This window comes from Trinickia sp. EG282A, assembly GCF_040965455.1.
GTDB classification, from domain to species: domain Bacteria; phylum Pseudomonadota; class Gammaproteobacteria; order Burkholderiales; family Burkholderiaceae; genus Trinickia; species Trinickia symbiotica.
On record NZ_JBFRCC010000004.1, the window covers coordinates 492,107 to 517,952 of the forward strand.

The 25,846-nt window shown below is 62.2% G+C and carries 28 protein-coding genes; 12 read left to right on the top strand and 16 right to left on the bottom strand.

The features are described 5' to 3' along the window. The first annotated feature begins 17 nt into the window (after window positions 1-17). The 5 genes from AB4Y31_RS21405 (at window position 18) to AB4Y31_RS21425 (ending at window position 4,314) form a co-directional block, all read left to right on the top strand. Window positions 18-1,274 carry an ABC transporter permease gene (locus tag AB4Y31_RS21405; RefSeq protein WP_368675676.1) on the top strand — a complete coding sequence of 419 codons (1,257 nt, stop codon included), beginning with the start codon at window positions 18-20 and terminating at the stop codon, window positions 1,272-1,274. Window positions 1,275-1,329: 55 nt separating this feature from the next. Beyond that, the gene (locus tag AB4Y31_RS21410; protein WP_368675677.1) at window positions 1,330-2,157 is read left to right on the top strand and encodes an ABC transporter permease; all 828 of its coding nucleotides are present in this window, start codon (window positions 1,330-1,332) and stop codon (window positions 2,155-2,157) included. A gap of 114 nt (window positions 2,158-2,271) precedes the next feature. Beyond that, the gene (locus AB4Y31_RS21415; protein WP_368675678.1) at window positions 2,272-3,183 is read left to right on the top strand and encodes an SMP-30/gluconolactonase/LRE family protein; all 912 of its coding nucleotides are present in this window, start codon (window positions 2,272-2,274) and stop codon (window positions 3,181-3,183) included. 31 nt (window positions 3,184-3,214) lie between these two features. After that, on the top strand, window positions 3,215-3,868 hold the full coding sequence (locus AB4Y31_RS21420) for a DUF1345 domain-containing protein (RefSeq protein WP_368675938.1): 654 nt from the start codon (window positions 3,215-3,217) through the stop codon (window positions 3,866-3,868). 149 nt (window positions 3,869-4,017) lie between these two features. After that, window positions 4,018-4,314 carry a hypothetical protein gene (locus AB4Y31_RS21425; RefSeq protein ID WP_368675679.1) on the top strand — a complete coding sequence of 99 codons (297 nt, stop codon included), beginning with the start codon at window positions 4,018-4,020 and terminating at the stop codon, window positions 4,312-4,314. A gap of 79 nt (window positions 4,315-4,393) precedes the next feature. Here AB4Y31_RS21425 and AB4Y31_RS21430 read toward each other — a convergent pair whose 3' ends face one another. From AB4Y31_RS21430 to AB4Y31_RS21440, 3 genes are read right to left on the bottom strand one after another with little or no spacing between them, the layout of a single operon-like run. Continuing rightward, window positions 4,394-5,839: a LutB/LldF family L-lactate oxidation iron-sulfur protein gene (locus tag AB4Y31_RS21430; RefSeq protein WP_368675680.1), complete on the bottom strand. Its 1,446-nt coding sequence runs from the start codon at window positions 5,837-5,839 to the stop codon at window positions 4,394-4,396. After that, window positions 5,836-6,552 carry a lactate utilization protein C gene (locus AB4Y31_RS21435; RefSeq protein WP_368675681.1) on the bottom strand — a complete coding sequence of 239 codons (717 nt, stop codon included), beginning with the start codon at window positions 6,550-6,552 and terminating at the stop codon, window positions 5,836-5,838. Before AB4Y31_RS21435 ends, AB4Y31_RS21430 begins: the two co-directional genes overlap by 4 nt. After that, entirely contained in the window at window positions 6,549-7,358 is an 810-nt protein-coding gene (locus tag AB4Y31_RS21440; protein WP_368675682.1) for a (Fe-S)-binding protein, read from the bottom strand. Before AB4Y31_RS21440 ends, AB4Y31_RS21435 begins: the two co-directional genes overlap by 4 nt. Window positions 7,359-7,539: 181 nt before the next feature. Here AB4Y31_RS21440 and AB4Y31_RS21445 point away from each other — a divergent pair, with 181 nt between their 5' ends. Further along, window positions 7,540-8,250: a FadR/GntR family transcriptional regulator gene (locus AB4Y31_RS21445; RefSeq protein WP_368675683.1), complete on the top strand. Its 711-nt coding sequence runs from the start codon at window positions 7,540-7,542 to the stop codon at window positions 8,248-8,250. 47 nt (window positions 8,251-8,297) lie between these two features. On the opposite strand, the gene bla is transcribed toward AB4Y31_RS21445, so the two are convergent. Continuing rightward, on the bottom strand, window positions 8,298-9,194 hold the full coding sequence (gene bla / locus AB4Y31_RS21450; protein ID WP_368675684.1) for a class A beta-lactamase: 897 nt from the start codon (window positions 9,192-9,194) through the stop codon (window positions 8,298-8,300). Between the two features lie 250 nt (window positions 9,195-9,444). On the opposite strand from bla, the gene ahpC reads away from it, so the two are divergent. Together ahpC and ahpF are read left to right on the top strand one after the other, a co-directional pair. After that, window positions 9,445-10,008 carry an alkyl hydroperoxide reductase subunit C gene (gene ahpC, locus AB4Y31_RS21455; protein WP_018444283.1) on the top strand — a complete coding sequence of 188 codons (564 nt, stop codon included), beginning with the start codon at window positions 9,445-9,447 and terminating at the stop codon, window positions 10,006-10,008. A 107-nt stretch (window positions 10,009-10,115) separates the two neighbouring features. Further along, window positions 10,116-11,711: an alkyl hydroperoxide reductase subunit F gene (gene ahpF, locus AB4Y31_RS21460; protein ID WP_368675685.1), complete on the top strand. Its 1,596-nt coding sequence runs from the start codon at window positions 10,116-10,118 to the stop codon at window positions 11,709-11,711. A 111-nt stretch (window positions 11,712-11,822) separates the two neighbouring features. On the opposite strand, the gene AB4Y31_RS21465 is transcribed toward ahpF, so the two are convergent. Then, a complete protein-coding gene (locus AB4Y31_RS21465; protein ID WP_368675686.1) occupies window positions 11,823-12,242 on the bottom strand; it encodes a secondary thiamine-phosphate synthase enzyme YjbQ in 420 nt (139 codons plus the stop codon). A gap of 143 nt (window positions 12,243-12,385) precedes the next feature. Between AB4Y31_RS21465 and AB4Y31_RS21470 the strand changes: the two genes are divergently transcribed. Then, a complete protein-coding gene (locus AB4Y31_RS21470) occupies window positions 12,386-12,619 on the top strand; it encodes a type II toxin-antitoxin system Phd/YefM family antitoxin (protein WP_018444280.1) in 234 nt (77 codons plus the stop codon). Window positions 12,620-12,669: 50 nt separating this feature from the next. After that, on the top strand, window positions 12,670-13,011 hold the full coding sequence (locus AB4Y31_RS21475; RefSeq protein ID WP_368675939.1) for a type II toxin-antitoxin system VapC family toxin: 342 nt from the start codon (window positions 12,670-12,672) through the stop codon (window positions 13,009-13,011). A gap of 61 nt (window positions 13,012-13,072) precedes the next feature. Here AB4Y31_RS21475 and AB4Y31_RS21480 read toward each other — a convergent pair whose 3' ends face one another. Next, window positions 13,073-14,383: an MFS transporter gene (locus AB4Y31_RS21480; RefSeq protein ID WP_368675687.1), complete on the bottom strand. Its 1,311-nt coding sequence runs from the start codon at window positions 14,381-14,383 to the stop codon at window positions 13,073-13,075. Between the two features lie 135 nt (window positions 14,384-14,518). Then, window positions 14,519-15,607, bottom strand: coding sequence for a tartrate dehydrogenase (locus AB4Y31_RS21485; RefSeq protein ID WP_368675688.1), 1,089 nt, complete (start codon window positions 15,605-15,607; stop codon window positions 14,519-14,521). Window positions 15,608-15,717: 110 nt separating this feature from the next. On the opposite strand from AB4Y31_RS21485, the gene AB4Y31_RS21490 reads away from it, so the two are divergent. Further along, on the top strand, window positions 15,718-16,641 hold the full coding sequence (locus AB4Y31_RS21490) for a LysR substrate-binding domain-containing protein (RefSeq protein ID WP_368675689.1): 924 nt from the start codon (window positions 15,718-15,720) through the stop codon (window positions 16,639-16,641). 62 nt (window positions 16,642-16,703) lie between these two features. On the opposite strand, the gene AB4Y31_RS21495 is transcribed toward AB4Y31_RS21490, so the two are convergent. The 3 genes from AB4Y31_RS21495 to speB form a co-directional block, all read right to left on the bottom strand. Beyond that, the gene (locus tag AB4Y31_RS21495) at window positions 16,704-17,630 is read right to left on the bottom strand and encodes a 2-hydroxyacid dehydrogenase (protein ID WP_368675690.1); all 927 of its coding nucleotides are present in this window, start codon (window positions 17,628-17,630) and stop codon (window positions 16,704-16,706) included. 11 nt (window positions 17,631-17,641) lie between these two features. Next, entirely contained in the window at window positions 17,642-18,421 is a 780-nt protein-coding gene (locus tag AB4Y31_RS21500; protein WP_368675691.1) for a class II aldolase/adducin family protein, read from the bottom strand. 74 nt (window positions 18,422-18,495) lie between these two features. Then, the gene (gene speB / locus AB4Y31_RS21505; protein ID WP_368675692.1) at window positions 18,496-19,446 is read right to left on the bottom strand and encodes an agmatinase; all 951 of its coding nucleotides are present in this window, start codon (window positions 19,444-19,446) and stop codon (window positions 18,496-18,498) included. A 149-nt stretch (window positions 19,447-19,595) separates the two neighbouring features. On the opposite strand from speB, the gene AB4Y31_RS21510 reads away from it, so the two are divergent. Then, on the top strand, window positions 19,596-20,486 hold the full coding sequence (locus AB4Y31_RS21510; protein WP_368675693.1) for a LysR family transcriptional regulator: 891 nt from the start codon (window positions 19,596-19,598) through the stop codon (window positions 20,484-20,486). On the opposite strand, the gene AB4Y31_RS21515 is transcribed toward AB4Y31_RS21510, so the two are convergent. The 6 genes from AB4Y31_RS21515 to AB4Y31_RS21540 form a co-directional block, all read right to left on the bottom strand. After that, window positions 20,483-22,039 (bottom strand): amino acid ABC transporter permease/ATP-binding protein, encoded by a 1,557-nt coding sequence (locus AB4Y31_RS21515; protein WP_368675694.1) that lies wholly within the window; start codon window positions 22,037-22,039, stop codon window positions 20,483-20,485. The genes AB4Y31_RS21510 and AB4Y31_RS21515 overlap by 4 nt on opposite strands. A gap of 43 nt (window positions 22,040-22,082) precedes the next feature. Further along, window positions 22,083-22,913, bottom strand: a complete 831-nt coding sequence (locus tag AB4Y31_RS21520) for an ABC transporter substrate-binding protein (protein WP_368675695.1) — start codon at window positions 22,911-22,913, stop codon at window positions 22,083-22,085. Between the two features lie 49 nt (window positions 22,914-22,962). Continuing rightward, on the bottom strand, window positions 22,963-24,024 hold the full coding sequence (locus AB4Y31_RS21525) for an isopenicillin N synthase family dioxygenase (protein WP_368675696.1): 1,062 nt from the start codon (window positions 24,022-24,024) through the stop codon (window positions 22,963-22,965). Further along, window positions 24,011-24,883 carry a sugar phosphate isomerase/epimerase family protein gene (locus AB4Y31_RS21530; RefSeq protein WP_368675697.1) on the bottom strand — a complete coding sequence of 291 codons (873 nt, stop codon included), beginning with the start codon at window positions 24,881-24,883 and terminating at the stop codon, window positions 24,011-24,013. The genes AB4Y31_RS21525 and AB4Y31_RS21530 overlap by 14 nt, the downstream gene beginning before the upstream one ends. 95 nt (window positions 24,884-24,978) lie before the next feature. Then, the gene (locus tag AB4Y31_RS21535; protein WP_368675698.1) at window positions 24,979-25,455 is read right to left on the bottom strand and encodes a GNAT family N-acetyltransferase; all 477 of its coding nucleotides are present in this window, start codon (window positions 25,453-25,455) and stop codon (window positions 24,979-24,981) included. A gap of 68 nt (window positions 25,456-25,523) precedes the next feature. Further along, window positions 25,524-25,778 (bottom strand): hypothetical protein, encoded by a 255-nt coding sequence (locus AB4Y31_RS21540; RefSeq protein ID WP_368675699.1) that lies wholly within the window; start codon window positions 25,776-25,778, stop codon window positions 25,524-25,526. Window positions 25,779-25,846 lie beyond the last annotated feature (68 nt).

Here is a 25,846-nt window from a genome sequence, read left to right on the forward strand (position 1 = left end):
GGAGAGACAGGAATGCGATGAACACGCCGCTGCCCGCCACCGTTCGTTTTGATCGCGGCCCGCAGGCCGCGGACCGCGAGTCGTTCCGCGCCGCGCGCCGCAAGACTGCGGCGCGCGCACTGCTGCTCGCATTGCCGCTGCTCGTCTTTCTGCTGGTCACGTTCGTCGCGCCGATTGCGAGCCTGCTCGGCCGTAGCGTGCGAAACCCCGAAGTGCGCGTCGGCATGCCTGAGCTGAGCGCGGCGCTCGCCGGGTGGAGCGGCGTGGGTGTCCCCGGCGAGCCCGCATTTGCCGCGCTGGTGCATGACCTGAAGGATGCGGGCGAGAACGGTCAGCTCGGCAACATCGCGCGCCGCATGAACTTTTATCAGCCGGAGTTCCGCAGCCTGCTCTTCAAGACGGCGCGCGCCACGCGTGCGCAGACCTTCGCGCAATGGAAGCCCGCGCTGATCGAGCTCGACCCACGGTGGAACGCGCCGGAAACGTGGCGCTTGCTCAAGCGTGCGTCCATCTCGCCGACACCCGACTATTTGCTGAACGCCGTCGATGCGAAGGTCGGGCCCGATGGCTCGGTGACGCCCGTCGCGGCCGATAGTGCCGTCTATCGCGCAGCCTTTGGACGCACGGTGACGATCAGCGCGACCGTCACGCTGTTATGCCTTTTATTCGGCTACCCGGTGGCGTATCTGCTCGCGACGTTGCCGGAAAAGCAGAGCAACCGCCTCATGCTCTTCGTGATTATCCCGTTCTGGACCTCGCTGCTCGTGCGCGCGACTGCGTGGTACGTGCTGCTGCAACCCGGTGGCGTCATCAACAGCGCATTGATGAGCTTTGGGTTCGTCAATCATCCATTACCGCTCGTGTTCAACCGCACAGGAGTGTTGATCGGTATGACGCATATCCTGCTGCCGTACATGATCCTCGCGATTTACTCCGTGATGAAAAACGTTTCCCCGGTGTACATGCGCGCGGCGAAATCGCTCGGTGCGCACCCGGCGGAGGCTTTTGCGCGCGTTTATATTCCGCAAACGCTGCCCGGTGTCGGCGCCGGATGTTTTCTCGTGTTCGTGCTCGCGCTCGGCTATTACATCACGCCGGCCCTGCTCGGCGGCGCCGGGGACGAGATGATCAGCCAGCTCATCGCATCGCAAACCAACGATCAGCTCAACTGGGGCCTCGCCGGTGCGCTGTCGTGCTATCTGGTCGTCTTCACGGCGGTGTTCTATTTCATCTTCAACCGGCTGGTCGGTATCGACCGCTTGCGCTTCGGCTAACGGCGGCGGCAAGACTCGACGATCATTCCTATCGCTTACTAACAGGCGGACCCCGATGAAAGACGGACGGACCCGGCTACTTTCGGAGCGCATCGCTGGCGCCGGATTGCGCGTGCATTGCGCGATCATTTTCTTTTTCCTCGTTGCGCCGATTCTCGCGATCGTGCCCCTGTCGTTCAACTCGGGTTCGTTCTTCTCCTACCCGATGCAGGGCTTTTCGCTGCGCTGGTATGCGCAGGCGCTGAGTTCACCGGATTGGCAACGGGCGTTTGCGAACAGCATCGGCATCGGCGCGGCCGCAACGCTGATCGCGACGGTGCTCGGCACACTCGCCGCGCTCGGGTTGAGCCGGACGCAGTTTCCGTTCCGCTCGATCGTCATGCCGATCATCGTATCGCCGATGATCGTACCGATCGTGGTGGTCGCGGCGGGTTTCTATCTCGTTTTTTCGCCGCTAGGGCTCGTGAATTCTTATGCGGGCGTAGTGCTCTCCCATGCCGCGCTCGGGACGCCGTTCGTCGTCATTACAGTGACGGCATCGCTGCTCTCGTTCGATCAAACTTTGCTTCGCGCCGCGGCGGGCCTCGGGGCTCCACCCTGGGTGACCTTCCGGCGCGTCACGCTTCCATTGATCACTCCCGCTGTCGCGACCGGCAGCATCTTCGCGTTTGCGACTTCGTTCGACGAAGTGATCGTGATTCTGTTTATCGGCGGGCCCGAGCAACGGACCGTGCCGCGCCAGATGTGGAGCGGTATCCGTGACCAGATCGATCCGTCGATCCTGGCCGTGGCCACGCTGTTGATGGCGTTCGCCATCGCTTTGTTCGCCTGCATGAACTGGTTGCGCAAGCGCGCGGCGGCGGCCAGCCGCTCGTTCGCCTGAGTTCGCCCAATCGCTCTAGGTTCGCCGTGGTGCAATGACAAATTGCACAGTAATAAGATTAAAATCTCGCCACGCGCGGTGTTCCTCCAAAAGGCAGTCCGAATAAACTCACCCATGAACAAGACCGAATTCGAAGTGCATGACGCGCGCTTTCGCGCGCTGATCCAACCGAATGCGCCGCTCGAAAAGCTCTACGGCGAATGCCTTTGGGCCGAGGGCCCCGTCTACTTCCCGGCGGGCGACTATCTCGTCTGGAGCGACATCCCTAATAGCCGCATGCTCCGGTGGGTGCCGGGCATGGGAGTGGGGGTCTTTCGCGCGAACTCCAATTTTTCGAATGGGAATACGCGGGACCATGAGGGGCGGCTCGTGACATGCGAGCATGGCCTGCGACGCGTCACGCGCACCGAGCACGACGGCAGCATTACCGTACTGGCCTCGGCTTATGACGGCAAACGGCTCAACTCGCCGAACGACGTCATCGTCAAATCGGACGGCTCGGTATGGTTTACGGATCCCGATTACGGCATCCTCAGCGACTACGAAGGGGGCCGGGCCGAGAGCGAGATCGGCCGATGCAATGTGTATTGCGTGCAGCCGAAAAGCGGCACCGGCGAGGCTGTGCTCGTTGCCGACGACTTCGTGAAGCCGAACGGTCTTGCATTCTCCCCCGACGAGAGCCGGCTCTACATCGCGGATTCAGGGGCGTCGCACTTCGAGAACGGGCCGCATCATATCCGCGTATTCGATGTCGTCGACGGCAAGTTGCGCAATGGCCGCGTGTTCGCCGAGATTCAGGAAGGCATCCCCGACGGTATGCGCATCGACGAGCAGGGCAACGTCTGGACCAGTGCCCTCGACGGTGTACACTGCTACTCGCCCGCGGGCGAGCTGCTCGGCAAGATCCTGATTCCCGACGTCGTCGCCAACCTGACATTCGGCGGACGGCTGCGCAATCGCCTTTTCATCACGGCGAACTCCTCGCTTTATTCTTTATGCGTTGCGGTGCGCGGGGTGGCGCCATAACGCTTTAAGGCCAAGACACTCGATGAGCACAATGAGCGCGACGCAGCGATTCTTCTCCAATCGTCCCCGCTTCATCATCGGTCTCATTTTCGGTGTCGTCGTCTACCTTCTGGATCTCTGGCATTTGCGTCCCATTCAGCACGCGCTGCTGGCATGGGACAGCTGCATGTGGGTCTTTCTGATCCTGATCTGGTTCAGGATGGCGAAGGCGAGCCCGGCCGAAGTGCAGCGTGTGGCCGAGCGCGAGGACGAGGGCGCGACGGCCATGCTGACCATCATTACGATCGCGGCCGTCGCGAGTATCGTCGCGATCGTCGTCGAACTCTCGCAGGCGAAGGGACTCGGCGGCCGCGCCGCGCTTGTGAATTACACGCTCACAGGGGCGACGATGGTGGGCACATGGCTCCTGATTCCGACGATTTTCACGTTGCAGTATGCGCGTTACTACCATCAGTCGGGCGACAAGACATCGTTGAAATTTCCGGAAGAAAACCCCGAGCTCGACTACTGGGACTTCCTTTATTTTTCGTTCACGATCGCCGTGGCGTCTCAGACGTCCGACGTCACGGTGTGCTCGAAGGAGGCGCGGCGGACCGCGCTCGCGCAATCGATCCTGTCGTTCTTCTTCAATGCGGCGGTGCTCGGGTTATGCGTCAATATCGCAGCCGGGCTGTTGGGATCTTAACGGAGAAGCGCTGAGCCGCTTCCGTTCGGCCCCGGATTCGACATCGCGGGCAACGGAATGTAAATTGGTTGGCGTCCGCATACATCGATGCGGACGCGACCGATGCTTCCCGACCCGCGGGCATCATTGGCAATCGGGAGATGACTGCCATGACCAGACAACCCGACAAAAGCGAAGCGCCTGACGAGGCGCCGCGAGAACGCCCCACCGATCTGCCCAAGCCAATTGGCGACGCCGTGCCCGCGCCGGAGGAGCCGGGCCTTGATCGGCCACTGCCACCGACAACGCACCCTGACGAGACTTCCGACGAAACGGGCGAGCGTCCGGAGGAGCCGACGGAGGCGCCACCGGCCGAAACTTCGGAGCCGCTCGGTGATGCTATCCCCGCGCCGGCGGAACCCGGCCTCGATCAGCCGCTGCCTGCGAAAAAGCCGCCGCCCCGTTGACAGGGTCCGCGCTTAGCGCGCCGATGACGATGACTGGTGGCGATTCTTTCGTGGTGCTAACTGATTGCGGGCCGTGTCGTCATTCCGGTTGCCCGCGCTCGCGCAGCAGATCGGACACGCTGCGCGGAGCCGGTTTCAGCGGCAGCCGATGCTGAGTCCACCCCATTTGCCGCGCGGGCGTCAAGGCGCGCAGCCGCGTGGCCGACCAGCGGAAGAATCGATACACGCGCGGATGCGAGAACGCACCGCTCCAGAATCGCCAGATGAGCTGCTCGCCGCGACTATGGTTCGCGCCCTGGCCGCGCAGCGGGTGCGCAACCTGCTCATCCGGCGCGCGATTTGCCTCCGTCCGCAGCCGCACCAGCAATTGCGGAATGGGTATGCGAACGGGACATACTTCGCCGCAGGCACCGCAGAGGCTCGAGGCTGTCGGCAAATCGGCGGTCGCGTCGAGCCCCAGCAAATGAGGGGAAATGATTTTGCCGATCGGTCCAGGGTAGGTCGTGCCGTACGCTTGCCCACCGATGCGCGAGTAGACCGGGCAGTGGTTCATGCATGCGCCGCAACGAATGCACTGCAGCGTCGCGCGTAACTGTTGGTCGGCATAGGCTTGCGTGCGGCCGTTGTCGAGCAGCACGAGGTGCATTTGGCGCGGGCCGTCGAGCTCGCCGGGCCGTCGCGGGCCGGAAATCAAGTTGAAGTAGGTCGTGATCGCCTGCCCGGTTGCCGAGCGTGTGAGCAGGCTCGCGAGCGGAACGATGTGCTCGAGTTTCGCCACGACCTTCTCGATGCCCATGATCGCGATGTGCACGGCGGGCACCGTCGTGGAAAGCCGGCCGTTGCCTTCGTTCTCGACGAGCCACAATGTACCGGTGTCAGCCGCCGCGAAGTTGACGCCCGAGATGCCGACATCGGCTTCAACGAATGCGCCGCGCAATGCCCGCCGGCCGGTCTGGATCAACTCGTCGACGTCTTCCGTATACGAGGTATCCGGGATATGCGCTTCGAACAGCTCGCCGATCTGCTCGCGCGTTTTGTGGATGGCCGGCATGACGATGTGCGAGGGCTTCTCGCCTGCCATCTGCACGATGTATTCGCCCATGTCGGACTCGAGGCAATCGATGCCGCGCTCGCCGAGGTAATGGTTGAGCTCCATCTCCTCGCTCGCCATCGATTTTCCCTTGATGACGCGGCGCGCGCCGTGGCTTGCCACGATGTCATGAATGATGGCGTTGGCTTCTTCGCTCGTTTCGGCCCAATGGACGCGGACGCCCGCGGCCGTCAGCTTCGTCTCCAGTTGCACGAGCAATTCGGGCAAGCGCGCGAGTGCGTGACGGCGAACGGCTTCGCCAAGGTCGCGCAGCACTTCGCGTTCGTCTTCATCGGGAAACTGCGCGGCGCGTTTCGTTTGCAGAAAGTTCATCGCTCCGCGCATGCTCTTGCGCAACAACGGGTCGTCCAGTGCGGCTCGTGCGCGCGCCTTGAAATCCGCGGCGGGAACGAATTGCATCGGGCTCGTGCTCATCGGTGGTCTCCTTCCCTATCGACCGATTCGGTCACGATGACGACCCATAGCCATCGGGGGCCGTGTGCCCCGTAGGCAAGCGTTTGCTGAATGTCGGACGTCTTGGACGGCCCTGAAACAAGGACGAGGTTCGTCGGCATGCCTTCATGCCAGCGCTCCGCTTGCGCCGCCGCATGCAGGTCCGGGTGCAACGTACGTTCGTGAACGAGCGCGATATGGAGGGGCGGCGCGAGAGAAGCGGTGCGCGGCGAGCCGGCATCGGGTGCAACGACGAGCGTTCCCGTTGCGGCGATACCCGAGCGCGCGACGGTGAAACCCGCGTCGACAGTCTCGAACAACTCCCGCTTCCAGGCTTCGATCGGCCGGTCATAAGACAGCGCTTCGACAGTTGGCGGCAGCGCGTGCGCCAATGCGGCGCCCTCGCGGCTGCCTTTGTCGACGAGCAGCCGTCGCACGCGATTTTCCGCCAGACGTCGAGCGATTTCGGCAGGCCACGACGTTGCGCTCGAACACCATACGTCGGCATGCGCGGTTTTCAGCGACGAATGCATCGCCTCGACCAGCTCGCGCTTCGATGTCGGGCCGGCTGCGCGGCGGCGCTCGCCGTAGTGCGCGTCGATGCGCTTGTCGATTTCGGTAACTTGAATTTCGGGCTGTGACGCGGCGGCGCGAAGACGGCCGAGGATTCGTTCGCGTGCGGTGAGTGCGCTCATGCCGTTTCTCCCGTGTCGCGCTGATCCGTGCCGGCGCCGCCCGTGCGACGCCATAGGAAGCTCGCGAGATGCTCGACCGGTAGGGGGGCGCTATGAAAAGCGGCGGCATTGCCGATGTTGAGCAGGCAGCCGCAGTCGGCCGACACAAGGCGATCGCAGCCCGTCGCGCAAGCGGAAGCGATCTTGTCATAGACCATCGCACCCGAGATATCGGGATGTTTCAGCGAAAACGTGCCACCGAATCCGCAGCACTCCGACTCGCGCTCGTGATCGATTCGAGTGACGCCCGGCAGCGCATCGACGAGCGCCACGCCGTGCTGACGCGTGCCCATCTCGCGCCGTGCCGCGCAGGAAGTGTGCAGCACCACGCGCTCCGGCGTCGGCTTGGTAGCAAGGTAACGGGTGACGTCGAGCTTGACCACGTTCAGCAGGAATTCGCCGAGCTCGTAGATGCGCGCCGCGAGCTCCCGCGCTTTCGCGCTCGCCTCCGGGTCGCCTTCGAACAGCTTCGGCCAGTGATGGCGCATCATGCCCGCACATGAACCCGAAGGAACGATGACCGGCCATGGCTCGGCAAACAGGTCCAGCTGCGCGCGCGCTACTTCGCGCGCGTGCTCAGGATTGCCGCTGCTGTAGGCGGGCTGTCCGCAACAGCTTTGCGCACGCGGGTAGTGCACGGTCAATCCTTCGCGCTCGAGCAGACGGACTGCATCGAGGCCGGCCTGCGGGACGAACAGATCGACGAGACAGGTCGCGAACAGATAGATGTCCTTGGGCGTGGCCGAAGGGTATTGCCGTTCCTGCATGCTTTTCTCCATCGCGCCGCTTGCGCCCCTGAGGCGCGATGAGAGGGTGCGGCGATCCGGGCATAATCCTGTCGACGGGCTTCACGCACAAATTGGTTGGACCAGTTTGGGTCGCGGGCCTGCGTGACGGACATTTGGATTCCGGCGTTTCGGCCGGCTCAGCGACGGTGGGAACCGAACGATGATGAGAGGCGAAGAAGGCGGACGTGTCGAAGCGGTCATGCGTCGGCTCGAGACGGCCTTGATCGATGGCACGTGGCCTGCCGGTGCGCGTCTGCCGGCCGAGCGCACGCTGGCGAGCGAATATGCGGTATCGCGCAATACGGTTCGCGAGGCAATCCAGCGTTTGGCGGCGCGCGGGCTCGTGCAAGCGAGACATGGAGCGGGCGTATTCGTGACGGACCGCTTGCGGACGGGAATCGCCTCGCCATGGGGGCAGCTCGTTGCCGATCACCCCGTACTGCGCGACGACATGCTCGAATTTCGCCGCGTCCTCGAAGGGGCGACGGCCTATTTCGCCGCATTGCGGGCGACGGCCGAGGACCGCAAGCGTATCCGCGCGCTCCTGCGCGACCTGGAGAAAGCTCGCCGGGCGAACGATATGGCGGCCGAAGCACGGGCCGATACGAGCTTCCACGAGGCGATTGCGCGCGCCTCGCACAACGCGATGTTCCTTCATCTGCACGCGAGCGTGATCGGCATGCTGCGCGAACATATCGCGACGAGCGGCACCGGCCTGCGTGAAAACGACGAAGAGGCGTCGGACGTTCTGTTTCTGCAGCACAAGGCGCTTTGCGAGGCGATATGCACGCGCAACCCGGAAGAAGCGCGCACCGCGATGCAGACACATATCGATTTTGTCCGCGGTCGGTCCGGTGCGCGGGATGCGTGATGACGCGATTCAGGGTCGCGTCACTATGCTTTGTTCTCCAAGCAGGGTTAGCTCGGCCGATGCAATTGGGCGACCACGACGCGCGCGGCGTCAGCGATGGCCTCATCGCGTCCCCGCGTGTCAGGCTTTTCCTGAGTGTGATAAATGACCACGACGATCGGTTTGCGTGAGGGAGGCCAGATGACCGCAATGTCGTTGGCCGTTCCGCGGTCGCCCGTGCCTGTCTTATCGCCGACATCCCAACCGGCCGGCACCGCGGCCCTGATTCGCTTCGCGCCGGTCTGACATCCGCGCAGCCACGTCTGGAGCGCATCGCGTTGCGTTTCGGGGAGCGCGTTGCCGAGCGCCACGGCTTGGAGCGTGTGCGCCATAGCCCTCGGCGTCGTGGTATCGCGCGGGTCGTCCGGTATCGCGGTATTGAGCTCGGTTTCCCAGCGATCGAGCCGGAACGTGTTGTCGCCGATCGAGCGCGCGAATGCGGTCACGGCGGCGGGCCCGCCCAGCAGTTTGATCAGCTGGTTCGCGGCCGTGTTGTCGCTCAATTCGACGGCGGCGCGGCAAAGCTCGGCTACCGTCATGCCGTCGGCGACATGCTTGCCTGATATGGGCGAGTAGCTGACGAGATCGCTTTGCGCGTATTGCATCCGTCGCTCCATCAGGCCCGGCTCCTGGACACTCTTCGCGAGCACGGCGGATGCGAGAACCATCTTGAACGTGCTGCAAAATGGAAAGCGCTCGTCCGCGCGATGACGGATCTCCGTACCGCTACCCGTGTCGAGGGCGTAGACGCCGAGCCTTCCTCCGAATTGCTTTTCGATCGCCGCCAGCTTGGTCTTTGACGGTTCGCGGTCTTCTCCTGACATCGCGCGTGCGTCGAGCGCAAACGCGAAGGGTGCAGCGACCGCGGCTAGCAGCAATGCACGGCGGTTGGGTGAATGAGCCATCTTTGTCACATGCTCCTTTGCAATCGAATGGTTCGGACCAAGTCGTCCGGAGCACGACTATCGGGCAGTTCAACGGTATCGACAATCGGCAAATTCTGAAGACTGTCACAAGAAAAACTAGGGGCTCAGCACAACCGGGACCGCTCGATAGGTTTTGCCAATCGCATAGATTTAGATTATCGAATTCACGATGCGATAGTCGCACTGCATAATGGTCACACTTTCACCCAACCATGAGGATCCAGGCGAAATGTCGATCATCAACAGCCAAGTCAAACCGTTCAAGGCCACCGCTTTCCACAACGGCGATTTCGTGACCGTTACCGACGAAACGCTGAAGGGCAAGTGGTCGGTCGTCGTCTTCTATCCGGCGGACTTCACGTTCGTCTGCCCGACCGAGCTCGCCGACCTGGCCGACCGCTACGCTGAATTCCAGAAGCTTGGCGTCGAGATCTACAGCGTGTCGACCGACACGCACTTCACGCACAAGGCGTGGCACGACACGTCGGACGCCATCGGCAAGATCAAGTATCCGATGATCGGCGATCCGACCGGCGCGATCACGCGCAACTTCGACGTCATGATCGAAGAAGAAGGCCTCGCGTTGCGCGGCACGTTCGTGATCAACCCCGAAGGCCAGATCAAGCTCTGCGAAATCCACGACAACGGCATCGGTCGCGATGCGGGCGAGCTGTTGCGCAAGGTCCAGGCCGCGCAATACGTTGCCGCGCATCCGGGTGAAGTCTGCCCCGCCAAGTGGACGCCGGGCGCCGAGACGCTGAAGCCCTCGCTCGATCTCGTCGGCAAGATCTAATCGCTCGCAGCAGTACCCCGCAGCCCACGAGGCTGCATGAGCGGCGTCATCCAAGAGATGACGCCGCGGCCCTCCCTCGCCCTTCGCAAAGCTCAACCGGACGAACCATGCTCGACGCCAACCTCAAGACGCAACTGAAAACGTACCTCGAAAAAGTCACGCGGCCGATCGAGATCGTCGCATCGGTCGACGATACTGCAAAGTCGCAAGAGCTGATCGGACTCCTCCGTGACATCGAGGCTTTGTCGGACCACATTACCGTCATCGAACGCCGCGGCGACGATGCGCGCAAGCCGTCGTTCTCGATCGGCGAGCTTGGCAAGCCGGCCGGTATCCGCTTTGCCGGTATTCCGATGGGCCATGAATTCACTTCGCTCGTGCTGGCGCTGCTGCAGGTGGGCGGCCATCCGGTCAAGCTGGACGATGCGGTGATCCAGCAGATTCGCGAGCTGGACGGCGACTATCAATTCGAGACTTACTTCTCGCTGAGCTGCCAGAACTGCCCTGAGGTCGTGCAGGCGCTCAACGTGATGGCAATGATCAACCCGCGCATCCGGCATGTTGCGATCGACGGTGCCTTGTTCCAGCAGGAAGTCGAGGCGCGCGAGGTCATGGCCGTGCCGACGATGTTCCTGAACGGCGAAGTGTTCGGGCAGGGCCGCAGCGGCGTGAAGGAAATTCTCGCTAAGCTCGATACGAATGCCGGGGCGAAAGCGGCGAAAGCACTCGAGAACAAGCCCGTATTCGACGTGCTGATCGTCGGCGGCGGGCCGGCCGGGGCGGCTGCCGCGATCTACGCGGCCCGCAAGGGGATCGCGACGGGCGTCGTTGCCGAGCGATTTGGTGGTCAGGTGCTCGATACGCTGGCCATCGAGAATTTTGTTTCCGTGCAGGAGACGGAAGGGCCCAAGTTTGCCACGGCGCTCGAACAGCACGTGAAGCAGTACGAAGTCGACATCATGGACGTTCAGCGCGCGCAAGCGTTGATTCCGGGCGCGGTGAACGAGGTCCGCCTCGCGAGCGGCGCCGTGTTGAAGGCTAAGACCATTGTTCTTGCGACCGGTGCGCGGTGGCGCGAGATCGGCGTGCCCGGCGAGCGCGAGTACCGCAATCGCGGGGTCGCTTATTGCCCGCACTGCGACGGCCCGCTGTTTAAAGGCAAGCGCGTCGCCGTCATCGGCGGCGGCAATTCGGGCGTCGAAGCGGCGATCGATCTCGCGGGTATCGTCCGCGAGGTGACGCTGATCGAGTACGGCGAGAGCCTGAGGGCCGATGAAGTGCTCCAGCGCAAGTTGAGGAGCCTTGCCAACGTGACGGTCGTCACGCGTGCGCAGACCACCGAAATCGAAGGCGACGGTGCGAAGGTGAACGGCCTCGTCTATAAGGACCTGCTCACCGGTGAGGCGAAACGCGTGGCGCTCGAAGGCGTTTTCGTCCAGATCGGTCTCGTGCCGAACACGGAATGGTTGAAGGGCACGGTCGAACTCTCGGAGCGCGGGGAAATCGTCGTCGATGCGAAGGGAGCCACGTCAGTGCCGGGCGTCTTTGCCGCGGGCGACGTCACGATCGTGCCTTTCAAGCAGATCGTCATCGCCGTCGGCGAAGGCGCGAAAGCCGCGCTCGGCGCGTTCGATCATCTGATTCGCAGTGCGCCTCAAGAAACCGTCGGGGCAGACGAGGAACGGGAAGTGGCGGTCGCCTGAGAATAAAACGCGGCGCGATGCGTCTCGCCGCTGATGCTGACAGCACTGCATGCGCGATATCGAGTCTCGTTGCCGGATTCGATATCGCGCACGCGCCTTGAATGCGTCGCGTCAATTCCCGATGATATGGGCCACGACGTCACGCGAATGCTCGCGCTGCCGGTGCTCGAACAGATAGATACCCTGCCAAGTGCCGAGCACGAGGCGACCCTGCTCGATCGGAATCGATAATTGAACCTGCGTCAGAGCCGTGCGTAGGTGAGCCGGCATATCGTCAGTACCTTCTGTGCCGTGCTCGTAACGCTTCGGGTCCTCGGGTGCGATCGTTTCGAAGTATCGTTCGAGGTCGCGCTGCACTGAGGGATCGGCGTTTTCCTGAATCAGCAGCGATGCCGACGTGTGGCGGCAAAAGAGCGTCAGAACGCCGATGTCGACTGACTGCCGATCGACGAACTCGCGGACTTGCTCCGTGATTTCGACGAGCCCGCGTCCGTCGGTCTCGACTTCGAGGTGTTCAAGGGCTTGGCGCATCAGGGGCCTCCATAGTGCCGATTCAGTCGAGCTTATCGATCCGATATGTTACTGCTGCACTCGGACGAAGCCAAAATGACTTGCCGGAGTGGTCACATTGAGCTACGAATTATGACTCTGGTCAGGTGACTATAGGTGCGTGGATGGAAGCTAATCAAGTTTCGAAGTCCGAGTTCAAGGCGAAAGCGCTCGAATTTTTCCGCCAGGTCGAGGCCTCCGGCGAGAGTGTCGTCGTGACCGATCACGGCAAGCCGACGTTGGAGGTCCGGCCGTACCGCAGCGATGAACGGAATCCGCTCGACGTTTTGCGCGGCTCGGTGGTCCGCTATGATGATCCGACCGAGCCGGTAGATGTTGAGTGGGAGGCTAATCGTTGATCGTTCTCGACACGCACGCGCTGGTTTGACGGGCGAACGGTGATGACGCTCTGAGTAAAAAAGCTAAGACGGCCATCGATCGAGAGTTGGACGGTGGCCAGATCGTGGTGTCTGCGATATCTGCGTGGGAAATCGCGATGCTGGTCGATCGCGAAAAGTTGGTTATCTCGATGGACGTAGCAAGCTGGCTCACGACCGTATCTGCGATCGAGGCCGTCCGCTTTCTGCCCGTGGATGTCGAAATCGGCCTCAAGGCGGTAAACCTGCCGGGCGAGTTTCATAAGGACCGCGCTGACCGCATGATCGTAGCGACAGCGCGTAAGCTGGCTGTCCCGCTCGTGACGCGAGACGAGAAAATTCGCGCCTACAAGCACGTCAAAACCATTTGGTAATCGGAAGGCGGAGCGACGGTGCACCGTGGCCGCTGTGCTGTTTTGTCGGCCCGTTTTCTGCTCAATGATCATGCTTCGCAACGGGTATGGCGGCGCGCTGGCCGGCTTTGCGGCTCAGAAACAGCGTCACGATCGCCGATACTGCGAGCGTTGCGCCGACGACATACAACCCCGCCGCATAGCCGCCCGTCGCGACCTTCAGCGCGCCGATCACGAACGGGCCGACGAAGCCGCCCAGATTGCCGATCGAATTGATCATCGCGATGCCGGCCGCCGCGCCTGCACCGGACAGAAACATGCTCGGCATGGCCCAGAGTGGTGCTTTCGCGGCGCTGATCCCGATGTTGACGACGACCAGCGCGAGCACGACGAACAAGGCCGTGCCGGCCTGCCCCGCGAGGATGAAACCGAGGCAGCCCAGCGCGCACGGTATGACGACATGCCAGGTGCGTTCCTGCGATTTGTCGGAGTGCCTTGCCCAGACGATCATCGCGACGACGGCCAAGACGCTCGGAATAGCGTTGATCAGCCCTGTCTCCATCGGGGTAAAGCCGAACTGGCGAATCATCAGCGGCGCCCAGAGCCCGAGCGTGTAGAGCCCCGCCGACGTGCCGAAATAAATGAGCGCGAGCGCGAGGACGCGCGGATCGCGCAATGCCTTCATCGCGCCGGCAGTATGCCCAGACTGGGCCTTTGTCATGCCGCCTTCCGCGTCGAGCTTTGCGATCAGCCAGCGGCGCTCGTCGGGGCTCAGCCATTGCGCTTGCGAGGGCTTGTCCGTCATAAACTTCAGCACGGCGAATCCGAGCAAGACGGCCGGCATCGCTTCGAGAATGTAGAGCATTTGCCAGTCGGCCAGCCCCCACATCGACGGCAACTGCATGATTGCCCCCGAGATCGGAGAGCCGATCGCGGTCGAGATGGGCGCCGCCGCCATGAACCATGCGGCCGCTAGCGCACGCTGCTTCACCGGGAACCAAAGACTCAGATAGAGAATGATGCCGGGAAAGAATCCCGCTTCCGCGATGCCCAACAAAAAGCGCATTGCGTAGAAGCTCGTGGGGCCAGCCACGAATGCGGAGGCGGCGGATACGATGCCCCAACTGATCATGACGCGCGCGATCCAGATGCGCGCGCCGATGCGATGAAGAATGAGGTTGGACGGAACTTCGAACAGGAAGTAGCCGATGAAGAAGAGACCGCCTCCGAGACCGAATGCGCTCGGCGAGAGGCCGATGGCCTTGTTCATCGTCATCGCGGCAAATCCGACGTTGACGCGATCGAGAAAGCTGACGAAATAAAGCAGCATGACGAACGGAATGATCCGCCACATCAATTTCCGCGAGACGCGATGCTCGAGGTCGATGTTCATGTCTCCTCCCTTGGAGGTTTCAGTTTTAGCGGCGCGCCCCTTCGAGAGGCGCGCTCTGTCCAACCGCAACGCCTGCCGCTGCGGGCAGGCGTCCGTTCGTGCGCGATGTGCGTAACAGCCTGAGACTGCTACGCGCTAGACGGTTGCCTGACTGTTCGCGTGCGCAATGAGTTCGCACACGGCCTGGGTAACCTGCGCGGTGGTCGCGCTGCCTCCGAGATCTCCCGTGTGGAGTTTCGGGTTCGCCGTGACGGCTTCGATCGCGCGCATCAGCCGCTTGGCGGCGCCGAATTCGCCGAGATGCTCGAGCATCATGACAGCGGACCAGAAGGTGCCGATCGGATTGGCGAGGCCTTTGCCCATGATGTCGAATGCCGAGCCGTGGATCGGCTCGAACATCGAGGGATAGCGGCGCTCTGGATCGATGTTGCCCGTCGGCGCAATGCCGAGGCTGCCGGCGAGCGCGGCGGCGAGATCGCTGAGAATGTCGGCATGCAGGTTCGTCGCGACGATCGTATCGAGCGAGGCAGGACGATTGATCATGCGTGCCGTCGACGCATCGACGAGTTCCTTGTCCCACTTCACGTCGGGGAACTCTTTCGAGATCCGTAGTGCCACCTCGTCCCACATGACCATTGCGTGCCGCTGAGCGTTGCTTTTGGTGATGACGGTCAGCTGCTTGCGCGGACGCGACTGCGCCAGCCGAAAGGCGAAACGCATGATGCGCTCGACACCGGCGCGCGTGAGGATGGATACGTCGGTTGCCGCTTCGATCGGATGCCCCTGATGCACGCGCCCCCCGATGCCGGAGTATTCGCCCTCCGAGTTCTCGCGCACGATGACCCAGTCGAGATCGCCCGGCTTGCAGCGTTTGAGCGGAGCGTCGATGCCCGGCAGGATTCGCGTTGGCCGCACGTTGGCGTACTGATCGAACCCTTGGCAGATCTTCAAACGCAGACCCCACAGCGTGATGTGGTCGGGGACGTCGGGATCGCCGGCCGAGCCGAAGAGAATCGCGTCCTTGTCGCGCAGCGCGTCGAGGCCATCGGCCGGCATCATCACGCCGTGCTGGCGGTAATAATCGGCGCCCCAATCGAAATCCTCGAATTCGAAAGTGAAGCTATCGGCGGTCTTCGCAAGTGCCTCGAGCACGCGTTTGCCGGCCGGAATGACTTCCTTGCCGATGCCGTCGCCCGGAATCGCCGCGATGCGATACGTCCTCATTTGGTCAGTCCTCGATACTTTGTCGTCAGGACTCCAAATTAACGCAACGCCGGATGACGTAACCGATGCTAGACTCAAAGCATTCTTAACTTCATTTCACAAGTCGAGCCGTGTCCGAAACCGTTCTGCCGTCCGATTTGAGCTTCTTTTCGACGCTCGCGGCCTCGGGCAGTCTCAGTGCCGCGGCGCGTGAGCTTGGGCTGACAGCGGCCGCAGTCAGCAAGCGGCTCGCGTTAATGGAGCGGCGCGCCGGCGTCGCGCTCGTCAACCGCACCACGCGGCGCATGATGCTCACGCCGGAAGGCGAGCTCTATCTCGCGCACGCGCGCCGCATTCTCGATGAAATTGGCGAACTATCGGAATTGCTCGGCAGTGCGAAGAAAAGCCCCAAGGGATTGTTGCGCGTCAATGCAACGCTCGGTTTTGGCCGAAGCCACATCGGGCCGGCGATATCGCGCTTCGTTGCCCAGTATCCGCAGGTTTCGGTGCAACTTCAGTTATCGGTGGCACCGCCGCCGCTGACCGAGGATGCTTTCGACGTCTGCATCCGATTTGGCGAGCCGCCGGACACACGCGTGGTGGCGCGCAGGCTCGCGCCGAATCGCCGGCTTCTTTGCGCGGCGCCGTCCTACATCGCCTCACATGGAATGCCCACGTGCCCGCGCGACCTCGCCAAGCACAACTGCATCGGTATCCGGCAGGGCGACGAGGCCTACGGCATATGGCGGCTCACATCGGGCAGGGGTGCCGCGCGCAAAACCGAAACCGTGAGAATCAACGGCAACCTGACGACGAACGACGGCGAGATCGCCGTGAAGTGGGCGCTCGACGGCCACGGCATTCTGATGCGGGCCGAATGGGACATCGACGAGTACTTGGCCGACGGCCGTCTGGTGGCTATTCTGCCGGGGTATGACACGCCGAGCGCCGACATCTATGCCGTCTATGCGCAGCGGCACCAGATGTCGACGAGGATTCGCGCCTTCGTCGATTTCCTGGCGCGGCACCTGGAAGGCGCTCGTGGCTCGTCGTAGTCGGGTTCAGAGTCTCGATCGCAACTGCCAGAAGGCAATCCGCGGCAACAAATCGCTACGCTTCAAAAGCCGAGCTCGACATCGACTTGATGGATGAGCGAGTCGCTTCTCTGCAAGCGACGCACGTTGTCGACGACCTGCCCCGCAATGGCATCGAGACTGGCCGCCGATGCCATGTGCGGCGTCACGATCAAATTCGGTACACCCCACAGGGCATCATGCGGCGGCAGCGGCTCATGGGGAAAGACATCGACGATCGCACCGCCGAGGTGGCCATCCGATAGGGCCGCGACGAGCGCATCGAGGACCAGCTGCTCGCCTCTGCCGACATGGATCAGCTTGGCCCCCCGGGGCAATCGCCGCAGGACGACATCGCCGACGATCCCTTCGGTCTCCCGTGTGAGCGGCAGCAGGCACACGAGCACGTCCAGCCCATCGAGGAAACTCGGCAATGTGTGCGAGCCGGCGAATGTCTCGATGCCGGACAGCGTCTTCGGCGTTCGGCTCCAGCCCCGGACGCGAAAGCCGATGCTTGCGACGGTGGCGGCGACGTGCGCACCGATGCGGCCGAGACCCATTGCGCCGACGGCAACCTCGGCGGCGGGTCGCTGTTCCGGCATGTCCCAGCGCCGATCGCGCTGATTGGCCAGAACGCGATCGAACTTCCGATGAAAATGCAATACGCCCCAGAGCACGAACTCGGCCATCCCGCGCGCCTGCTCAGGGTCCACGACTCGACAGAGCGGAACGCGAGGCAGCTCGGGGTCGGCCAGGATGTTGTCCACGCCGGCGGCGATTGCATGCACGAGGCGCAGCTTCGGCAACGTGCGCAGCGCACCGTGGGGCGGGTCCCAGCAAACGGCGACTTCTGCGTCGGTGGCGCCGGGCTCGCCGAAGACGCAGACGTGCAAATCGGGCGCCGCGGCTAATATCGCGGACCTCAAGCCGTTAATGTCGAAATCGTGACCGACGAGAACGAGTTTTGTCATGCGGGGATCGTCTATGAACGGTAATCCGGTACGTCGTCTTCGATGAGCCGCAGCGCGGCCTGCCAGGCCAGCCCGATGATACCGGCCGAGTCATCGTCGGCGAATTGCTTTGCCGTTCGCTCACAGACTTCCTGCGGTGGGGTGCGCAGCCGCGTGCCACCCGAGAGCGCGCTGATTTGCGCCTGGCACGCGCGCTCCAGGAAGTAGATCTCGTGAAACGCTTCGGCCGCCGATGCACCAACCGCGATGAGGCCGTGATTGCGCAGGATCATCGCCTTGTGCGGACCCAGATCGGCGACGAGCCGCGCTCGCTCGCCCAGGTCGAGCGCGATGCCTTCATAGTCGTGATAGCCGAGGCGTCCATAGAATTTGAGCGCATGCTGGCTGATCGGCAGCAACCCGTGCTCTTGCGCGGAAACGCCAATACCGGCCGCCGTATGCGTATGCACGACGAATCCGACATCCTCGCGCGCCATATGGATGGCCGAATGGATCGTGAAGCCCGCCGCGTTCACGCGGTAGCGATCTGATCCGTCGTGCGCTCGTTCATCGATGACGTTCCCTTCGTAATCGATCTTGACCAGATCGGAGGCGCGCATCTCATGGAACAAGACGCCGTACCGGTTGATGAGAAACGTCGGCCGCTGTCCTGGCAATCTTGCGGTGATATGCGTGTCGATCATGTCCGTCATTCGGAAATGCGCGACGAGACGATAGAGTGCGGCCAACTCGACTCGGATCCTTCGCTCGGCCGCCTGCGGATCGTCGGCGAAGCCGTTTTCAACGTTCATGATTGTCCCTTGCTCACTGCGATTTGCGATTGAAGCGCCCCGCCTCGGTGAGGCGCTTCAATCGCGGGCAAACGTCAGCGCCGCTTCACGCCCGGAAGGACGCACAGCATCTCGTAGAGGAGATTGGCGCCGAGCAGCGACGTATTGCCGGTCTTGTCATACGGTGGCGATACTTCCACGAGGTCGCAACCGACGAGATCGAGCCCCTGACATCCACGAATGATCTCGATGGCCTGAATCGTGGTCAAGCCGCCGATCTCGGGGGTGCCCGTGCCGGGTGCCCACGCGGGATCGATGCCGTCGATGTCGAAGCTCAGGTAGACGGGGCCGCCCTGAACCTTGAGCCGGACTTCCGCCATCAGCGGTTCGAGCGACCGGTGCCAGCACTCCTCGGCCTGAACGACGCGAAATCCCTGCCGCCGGCTCCAATCGAAATCGTCGGCCGCGTAACCTTGCGCGCGCAGTCCGATCTGAACCACGCGCTGGCAATCGAGCAATCCTTCTTCGACGGCGCGGCGAAACGTCGTGCCGTGCGCGATCTTCTCTCCGAACATGTGGTCGTTGACGTCGGCATGCGCGTCGATGTGCACGAGGCCCACCTTGCCATGCTTGCGCCTCATCGCGCGCAGAATCGGCAGTGTGATCGTGTGATCGCCGCCAAGGGTCAGTGGAGTCACACCGTGTTCGAGGATTCGATCGTAGGATTCCTCGATGATTCTGACTGCATCCAACAAGTTGAACGTATTGATTGGCACATCACCGATATCGGCAACCGAGAGCGAATCGAACGGCGCCGCGCCGGTCGCCATGTTGTACGGACGGATCATGACGGATTCCGTCCGGATTTCACGCGGGCCGAACCGCGTGCCCGGCCGCAGCGACGTGCCGATATCGAGCGGCACACCGACGAAGGCGGCGTCGAGACCTTTCGGCGACGGAAGATGCGGCAGTCGCAGCATCGTCGCGATGCCGCCGAAGCGCGGCATTTCATGTCCGCCCAACGGCTGATAAAACTGTTTGCCCATGACAGTCCTCGGATCGATTCCCATGTTTTGCAACTGTCATCGTGCGACGTGGGCGGGCAACGACAAATCGCTGGCATAAAAAATTTAGTTCAGTTATTTCTAAACTATGCCGCGCGGCGACGAGCGCGTGTCGTGCGAAGGAGCCCAGATTGACCACCGTCTTGCCCGAAGCCCGCTTACTGCGAATCTTTACCTGCGTGGTCCGTCATCAGGGCTTCGCATCGGCTCAACAGGAGCTCAACCTGTCGACCTCCGCGATCAGCACCTATATGAGCCAGCTCGAATCGTTGGTCGGCGTAGTGCTTTGCCATCGCGGACGCGGCGGCTTCAGCCTTACGCCGAAGGGCGAGGAGTTCCACCAGGAAGCGCTGCGCCTGCTTGGCGAAGTCGAGGGATTCGAGCGTTATGCGGCTAGCTTGAAGGGCGATCTGCGCGGAAGCTTTCGGCTCGGCGTGCTCGATGCGACGGTAACCGATGCATCGCTGCCGCTCGCCGCCGCGATCGGCGTGTTTGCCCGCGAGCATCCTGCCGTCCATTTGCATCTGAACGTTCAGAACCCCTATGAGCTGCAACTGAGCGTGCTCGGCAACCGGCTCGACATGGCGATAGGCGCGTTTCAATTGCGTATGAACGGGCTCGTCTACCATCCCTTATACCGCGAGCAGCATTGGCTCTATTGCAGCGATAGCCATCCGCTCTTCGACGAAGAGCGGATTCAGCCGGAGATCCTGAATCGACAGCGCATGGTCGGGCGCGCCTACTGGAGCCAGACGGAACTGGCGCGGCATGGCTTCAAGCGCAGCGAGGCGACTGTCGACAGCATGGAAGGCCAGTTGATCCTGATCCTATCGGGCGCTTACATCGGCTTCCTGCCCGAGCACTTTGCGCAGTCCTGGGTCGAACGCGGACGCCTGCGCGCGCTCGCGCCGGCAAGCTTCGGCTATCAAGCGCCGTTCTCGATGATCGTGCGGCGTGGGCGGGCGAGGGAGCCGCTCGTGCAGAAGTTTCGCGAGACGTTGCGCTCGCAGACCAGCAGCTAAGCTTGCTTGAGAATCGGTGTCGCCGGGGCCGGATATGCTTGCGCCGAAATGCCCATGAAGCGCCGCACACGTTCTCCTTCCGGGGCTGTCCGTACCGCTTCCGGCGATCCGTCGAACTGGATCTTGCCGTGCTCCATGAACACGACCCGATCTGAAACGGACATCGCAAAGTCCATTTCGTGTGTGACGATGATCATCGTCATCCCTTCCTTCGCGAGTTCGTCGATGACGCTGAGCACATCGTCGACGAGCTCCGGATCGAGCGCTGAAGTCGGTTCGTCGAAGAGCATGACGGCGGGCTCCATGGCGAGCGCGCGTGCTATCGCGACACGCTGCTGCTGGCCGCCGGAAAGCTGATGCGGATACTTGTGCACATGCGCGAGCAACCCCACCTTGTCGAGCAGTGCGACGGCGTGCGCTTGAGCCGCTTCGCGGCTGAATCGCTTATGGAAGCGAGGTGCGAGCGTCACGTTGTCGAGGATCGTCCGGTGCGGGAAAAGATTGAAGCTCTGGAACACCATTCCGATATCGAGGATGGCTTTGCGTACACGCTGCGCGTTCGGCCGGTCTCCCGCGGCAATCAGCCCCTGCCCGAACAAGACGATCTCGCCTTCGTCGAGTGTCTCCAGCGCGTTGATCGTGCGAATCAGCGAAGTCTTCCCGGAGCCTGACGGCCCGATGATGGAAACGACTTCCCCTGTGCGCACTTCGAGGTCGATTCCCTTCAGCACCTCGTGGTGGCCGTAACGCTTGTGCAGGTTTTTCATCATCACTGCGCTCGGCGCGCCGCGCGGCTCCGATTCGGCACGCGTGTCCCGTGGCTCCGCGATCTCGGAGCGCAAGGCGCTGAGCGCCGCATCGTCGAGCGTCTGGGGCTTGCGCCGCGCGAGTTCGAGCCGCCGCTCGACATACTGGAGCAGCCATCCGAAGACGGTCACGATCAGCACGTAGTAGACGGCAATGGCCGACAGCGTCTCCATGACGAGAAAGTTCTGCGAGTAGAGACGTTGGCCAACCATCAAAAGCTCGGTGAGTGAAATAACCGAGGCGAGCGACGTGAGCTTGACGCAGGTCACGAACTCGTTGATGAGCGCCGGCAAGGCGATCCGGAAAGCCTGAGGGACGACCACGAGACGTTGCCGTCCGATGGTGCCGATGCCCAACGCGGCAGCGGCTTCATATTGACCGCGCGATACGGAGAGCAATCCGCCGCGGTGGATCTCCGCCATATAGGCGGATTCGGTCAACACGAGTGCCACGAGGCCGGAGAAGAACGGGTGCGAGAGCGCAACGCCTGTTGCCGGAAACATCTGCGGCAAGTTGTAGACGAAGACAATCAGCACGAGGAGCGGCACGCTGCGGAAGAACCAGACGTAGACCGCGGCCGGCGCCGAAATCCATCGGGATCGGGACCGTTTGGCCGCGGCAAGCGGAAAACCCAGTAGAAGGCCGAGCAGCCACGACAATGCGCTCAGCTCGATGACGGTCAGGCAGGCCTGCCAGAACGCCGGGAACGCGAACAGCGACAGGAAATAGCTGAGGTCGAAGTGCATGAGAACTCCCTACGCGCGGCGGCCCAAAGTTGTCAATGGCCGATCACGATGATTGGCCGGCGGGAGGCAAGGCGAGGCTGTACTTCTTCAGTATCGCGTCATATTCGCCGCTCGTCTTCAATTGGTCGAGTGCGTTTTTGACGAGGTCATAAAGTGCCTTGTTGTCCTTTCTGATGTAGATGCCAAGCGTCTGCGGATAGATGAGCGCCGTCGACGCGACGATGACACGGCCGCCCGATTTCTGCGCGAGCGCGTGCGCGGCACCTGCGATTTCCATCTGTGCCTGTACGTTGTTCGACAACAAGGCTTGCAATACTTCGGGGGCGGACGGGTATTCGCTGACCGTTATCTCGCCTTTGCCGTTCGGCTTGCAGTAGTTTTTCGAAAGCGCCTGCAGCTGTGCCACCCACGTCGTCCCCTGCTCGAGGCCGACGTGCAGTCCGCACAGATCCTCGGGCGTCTTGGGCCTGAGCGAACCGCTCGCTGGCACCATGATCGCCGCGCCCGTCTGCGCATAAGGGATCGCCTGCGCCTGTGCCGCGCGTTCCGGCGTGACGTACATGCCCGAGATGACGAGATCGTAATGGCGTGCGTTGAGACCGAGAATAAGGCCGGAGAAGCGAGTATCGACAAAACTCGGGGCCGTGCTGAGTTGCTTGGCGATCGCACGTGCAAGGTCCGGGTCCGAGCCGACCACCTTGTCGCCCTCGTATGACTCGAACGGCGGATAGGTGATCTCCATGCCGACCTTCAATTGGCCCGGCTCGAGCGTGGCAGACGCCGTTTGCGCGAAGGCGGATGCGCCGGTCAGCGTCATCGCCGTCGAAATGGCGAATGCGGCGAGGCTGCGTCGAGCGTTTTTCATCGAATTCATCAGTGGTTCTCCGGTTTGTCGTAACAGGGGCGAGCGCTCGCCGATCGGTTCAACTCGGCTGCGCGTTCTTCTTCAAATGTCCGAAGCTCGCTGGCTTGCGCGCCCGCGGCGGCAGAACCGCCGTGCCTTCTTCCACGCGCCGCCGCAGGTATCGATAGGTCTGCAGCGCCTGCGAATACATGTGCTCACCGATCGTGATGGGCTCATATTCATCCGTGCGATTTGCGAATGCGGGCAGAGGCTCGATCAGGGTGTGGTAGTCGCACGCATAGAAGAGGGGAAACGAATAGCGCTCCTCCTTCACCGTCCGCACCCGATGCGCCGTCGCGACGAATGCGCCTGCCGTCATGACTTCGAGCATGTCGCCGATATTGACGACGAACGTGCCCGGGATCGGCGGGGTGTCGATCCATTCCCCCCGTCCATTCATGACTTCGAGGCCGGGGGCGTCCGCGTGGAGGATCGTGAAGCATTCATAGTCCGTATGCGCGCCGAGCCCCGGGGCGTCCTGCGCCTCGTCGTCGAACGGGTAGTGAATGAGGCGCAGCTTTGAAGGAGGCCGTGTCACGAAGCCTTCGAAATTGTCCTCGGGCAGGCCCAACGCGAGCGCAAATCCGCGAAACAATCGGCGTCCCAGTGCGAATACCTGCGCGTAATAGCGTTGAACGGCGGGCCGGAACCCGTCGAGCGACGGCCAATCGTTCGGTCCGAGCAAGGGCGTGCGTGCGATCACGAGCGGGTCGTCTTCCGGGACTTCAAAGCCGATATCGAATGCCTCCTTGTGGTCGGGTTTGCCCTTGTTGTAGATCTCTTCGCCTTCCGGAACGAAACCTTTATGGCTGCGTGAGGCCCCGATGTAGTGTTCCATCTTTTTGTCGAGCGGCTGGGCAAAGTAATGTTGCGCCGCTTGCCGCAGCCCTTCCACGACGTCGGGCTCGATGCCGTGGCCCGAAATATAGAGAAAGCCGACATTGCGTGCCGCCTCGCCGAGCTTGCTGGCAACGGCCTGGCGTGATGAAAGGTCGTCGCTGAACAGGCCGGAAATATCGACGACGGGCACCGACGTGAAGTGTTTGGACGGCTTGGCGAGCGTGTTGTCAGCGTCTTGCATCGAGTGCTCCTTCTTGATCGATATTCACGATGCGGTGGAAATGAGAGCGTTCCGTCCGCGCCATCCAATCGTTGAGTTGCGTCAGATCAGCGACGGGGACGTCGGTGAACGGCAGATGGTGCAGGTATCCGTCCGGTCCGAATTCAGGCGTCAGCGTCGAGGACTCGTAGCCGCGCGCTTTTTGGGCACGCCATACGGCGGCCCAATGCGACTGATGAAACGCCAATTGGGCCGCGAACTCCGGTGCGGCCGGATGCGGCACCTGCGGCCCCTGGTCATATCCGACGCGGGCCTGGATGTGGTGAACGCGCTCGACGAACGGCGCGAGGTCGTCGGCCGTGTCATCGAGGAGGCGCTCGCAGACCACCACCCAGTGGCTGATGTCGCTCGTAAAGCGAAGGTCCGGCAGTTGCCGGATGAGGTCGAGCGTGACCCACGGGCTGTAGAGCGAGCGCGCGCGATGCGTTTCGAAACTGCAGAACTGTCCGTGCCGGACAGCGAGTTCCAATGCGCGGCCAAAGAAGTCGACCTGTTGCGCGAGCGGCCATCTGTCATTGCCCGCGAGCACATTGACGAACCGCGGCGAAAGCTCCGAGGCCCAATCGAGCTTTCGCGCGAGGTCCTGCAAATGTTCCGCGGGCGTCGCGTGCTGGCGCGGGAGCACGGCACTGTCGGTAAAGCAAATGGCGATGTAATCGAGCCCGTATGCGGCGAGTGATTTAGCGAGCGCGACACGAGCCTCCGCTTCCAGCGGCAGGCGGGCCTCGATCCCCGCGAGTTCGGACACGCTTGCTTCTTCGAGCACGGTCCGCATTTCGCCGCGATAGCCCCAGAGGGAACGAAAAATGTCTAGTCGCATGAGTGATGCTCGATCGGATTCGGCGCCAGTTCCAGCAGTCAGGCACCGATACTGTCATCGAGCATACGTAGCGAAAAATCGCGGAAACAAAAAAATCAGTTTTGGTTTTTCTGAAGTAAACCGATCGACTTGGCCATTTCCGTCGTTGTGCCCCAGTCGAGGCCCGAGTAAAGGCTGCGCCCCTGTTCAGTCGCATGCAGGATGGCGTATTCGACGCCGCGTTTCGCAAACTCGGCTTCCGCCATCCGCATGAGCTCGCGCGCCAGGCCGCGCTTACGAAAGCTCCGTTCGACGTAGACGTTGAGGACGTACCCGCGCTTGTCCGTCTCTGGATGCAAAGGATGCGGTGGCCAGTCGAGTTCCATCAGACCGATACCGGCGACGGCCTTCCCGTCTTCCATGAGCATGAAGCCAAAATAGCGGCCGTCTCTGAGCCTTGGTGCGAGCCAATTCCGGAAGTGTTCCGTCATTGTCCGTAAGACCTCTTCGCTGCGCCCCGCTTCACGAAACATTTCTTCGCGATGGCGGCAAATGAGGTCGAAGTCGGCTTCGCAAAGCTCGCGCACGTTCATTGACGTGGTTCTCCCCTGTGGAATCGCCATTATAAGCAACGCCGTTCAGGCGGGCGGCATGCGGGCAATCACTTCGAGCATGAGAGCGACGCCTGTTTCAGCACGTCGTTGCCGGAGGGATTTTGAAAGAACGCTTCAAGACTCGCGTGTGCGTCATCGGCGGCGGTGCTGACGCACGGTTTGCTGCCGTCGACGTGGGTAACGCGCGACGGCGCATCGGTGCGGATGACGGTGATCGACAAAACAACTGCCACGAAAGCGAATGCGGTCAGGATTGCGATGACCCACCGCCTGCCGTCGTTCATACCCGTTCTTTGGTTCATGATGGGGGACCTCATGGATGTGAGGACTTCTGAGGCAACCATCTTCCATTGAAGGTAACATTGCGAAA

Coding starts and splice junctions, on each gene's coding strand:
- AB4Y31_RS21405 (WP_368675676.1), top strand. CDS start 18: ATGAACACGCCGCTGCCCGCCACCGTTCGTTTTGATCGCGGCCCGCAG.
- AB4Y31_RS21410 (WP_368675677.1), top strand. CDS start 1,330: ATGAAAGACGGACGGACCCGGCTACTTTCGGAGCGCATCGCTGGCGCC.
- AB4Y31_RS21415 (WP_368675678.1), top strand. CDS start 2,272: ATGAACAAGACCGAATTCGAAGTGCATGACGCGCGCTTTCGCGCGCTG.
- AB4Y31_RS21420 (WP_368675938.1), top strand. CDS start 3,215: ATGAGCGCGACGCAGCGATTCTTCTCCAATCGTCCCCGCTTCATCATC.
- AB4Y31_RS21425 (WP_368675679.1), top strand. CDS start 4,018: ATGACCAGACAACCCGACAAAAGCGAAGCGCCTGACGAGGCGCCGCGA.
- AB4Y31_RS21430 (WP_368675680.1), bottom strand. CDS start 5,839: ATGAGCACGAGCCCGATGCAATTCGTTCCCGCCGCGGATTTCAAGGCG.
- AB4Y31_RS21435 (WP_368675681.1), bottom strand. CDS start 6,552: ATGAGCGCACTCACCGCACGCGAACGAATCCTCGGCCGTCTTCGCGCC.
- AB4Y31_RS21440 (WP_368675682.1), bottom strand. CDS start 7,358: ATGCAGGAACGGCAATACCCTTCGGCCACGCCCAAGGACATCTATCTG.
- AB4Y31_RS21445 (WP_368675683.1), top strand. CDS start 7,540: ATGATGAGAGGCGAAGAAGGCGGACGTGTCGAAGCGGTCATGCGTCGG.
- bla (WP_368675684.1), bottom strand. CDS start 9,194: ATGGCTCATTCACCCAACCGCCGTGCATTGCTGCTAGCCGCGGTCGCT.
- ahpC (WP_018444283.1), top strand. CDS start 9,445: ATGTCGATCATCAACAGCCAAGTCAAACCGTTCAAGGCCACCGCTTTC.
- ahpF (WP_368675685.1), top strand. CDS start 10,116: ATGCTCGACGCCAACCTCAAGACGCAACTGAAAACGTACCTCGAAAAA.
- AB4Y31_RS21465 (WP_368675686.1), bottom strand. CDS start 12,242: ATGCGCCAAGCCCTTGAACACCTCGAAGTCGAGACCGACGGACGCGGG.
- AB4Y31_RS21470 (WP_018444280.1), top strand. CDS start 12,386: ATGGAAGCTAATCAAGTTTCGAAGTCCGAGTTCAAGGCGAAAGCGCTC.
- AB4Y31_RS21480 (WP_368675687.1), bottom strand. CDS start 14,383: ATGAACATCGACCTCGAGCATCGCGTCTCGCGGAAATTGATGTGGCGG.
- AB4Y31_RS21485 (WP_368675688.1), bottom strand. CDS start 15,607: ATGAGGACGTATCGCATCGCGGCGATTCCGGGCGACGGCATCGGCAAG.
- AB4Y31_RS21495 (WP_368675690.1), bottom strand. CDS start 17,630: ATGACAAAACTCGTTCTCGTCGGTCACGATTTCGACATTAACGGCTTG.
- AB4Y31_RS21500 (WP_368675691.1), bottom strand. CDS start 18,421: ATGAACGTTGAAAACGGCTTCGCCGACGATCCGCAGGCGGCCGAGCGA.
- speB (WP_368675692.1), bottom strand. CDS start 19,446: ATGGGCAAACAGTTTTATCAGCCGTTGGGCGGACATGAAATGCCGCGC.
- AB4Y31_RS21515 (WP_368675694.1), bottom strand. CDS start 22,039: ATGCACTTCGACCTCAGCTATTTCCTGTCGCTGTTCGCGTTCCCGGCG.
- AB4Y31_RS21520 (WP_368675695.1), bottom strand. CDS start 22,913: ATGAATTCGATGAAAAACGCTCGACGCAGCCTCGCCGCATTCGCCATT.
- AB4Y31_RS21525 (WP_368675696.1), bottom strand. CDS start 24,024: ATGCAAGACGCTGACAACACGCTCGCCAAGCCGTCCAAACACTTCACG.
- AB4Y31_RS21530 (WP_368675697.1), bottom strand. CDS start 24,883: ATGCGACTAGACATTTTTCGTTCCCTCTGGGGCTATCGCGGCGAAATG.
- AB4Y31_RS21535 (WP_368675698.1), bottom strand. CDS start 25,455: ATGAACGTGCGCGAGCTTTGCGAAGCCGACTTCGACCTCATTTGCCGC.
- AB4Y31_RS21540 (WP_368675699.1), bottom strand. CDS start 25,778: ATGAACCAAAGAACGGGTATGAACGACGGCAGGCGGTGGGTCATCGCA.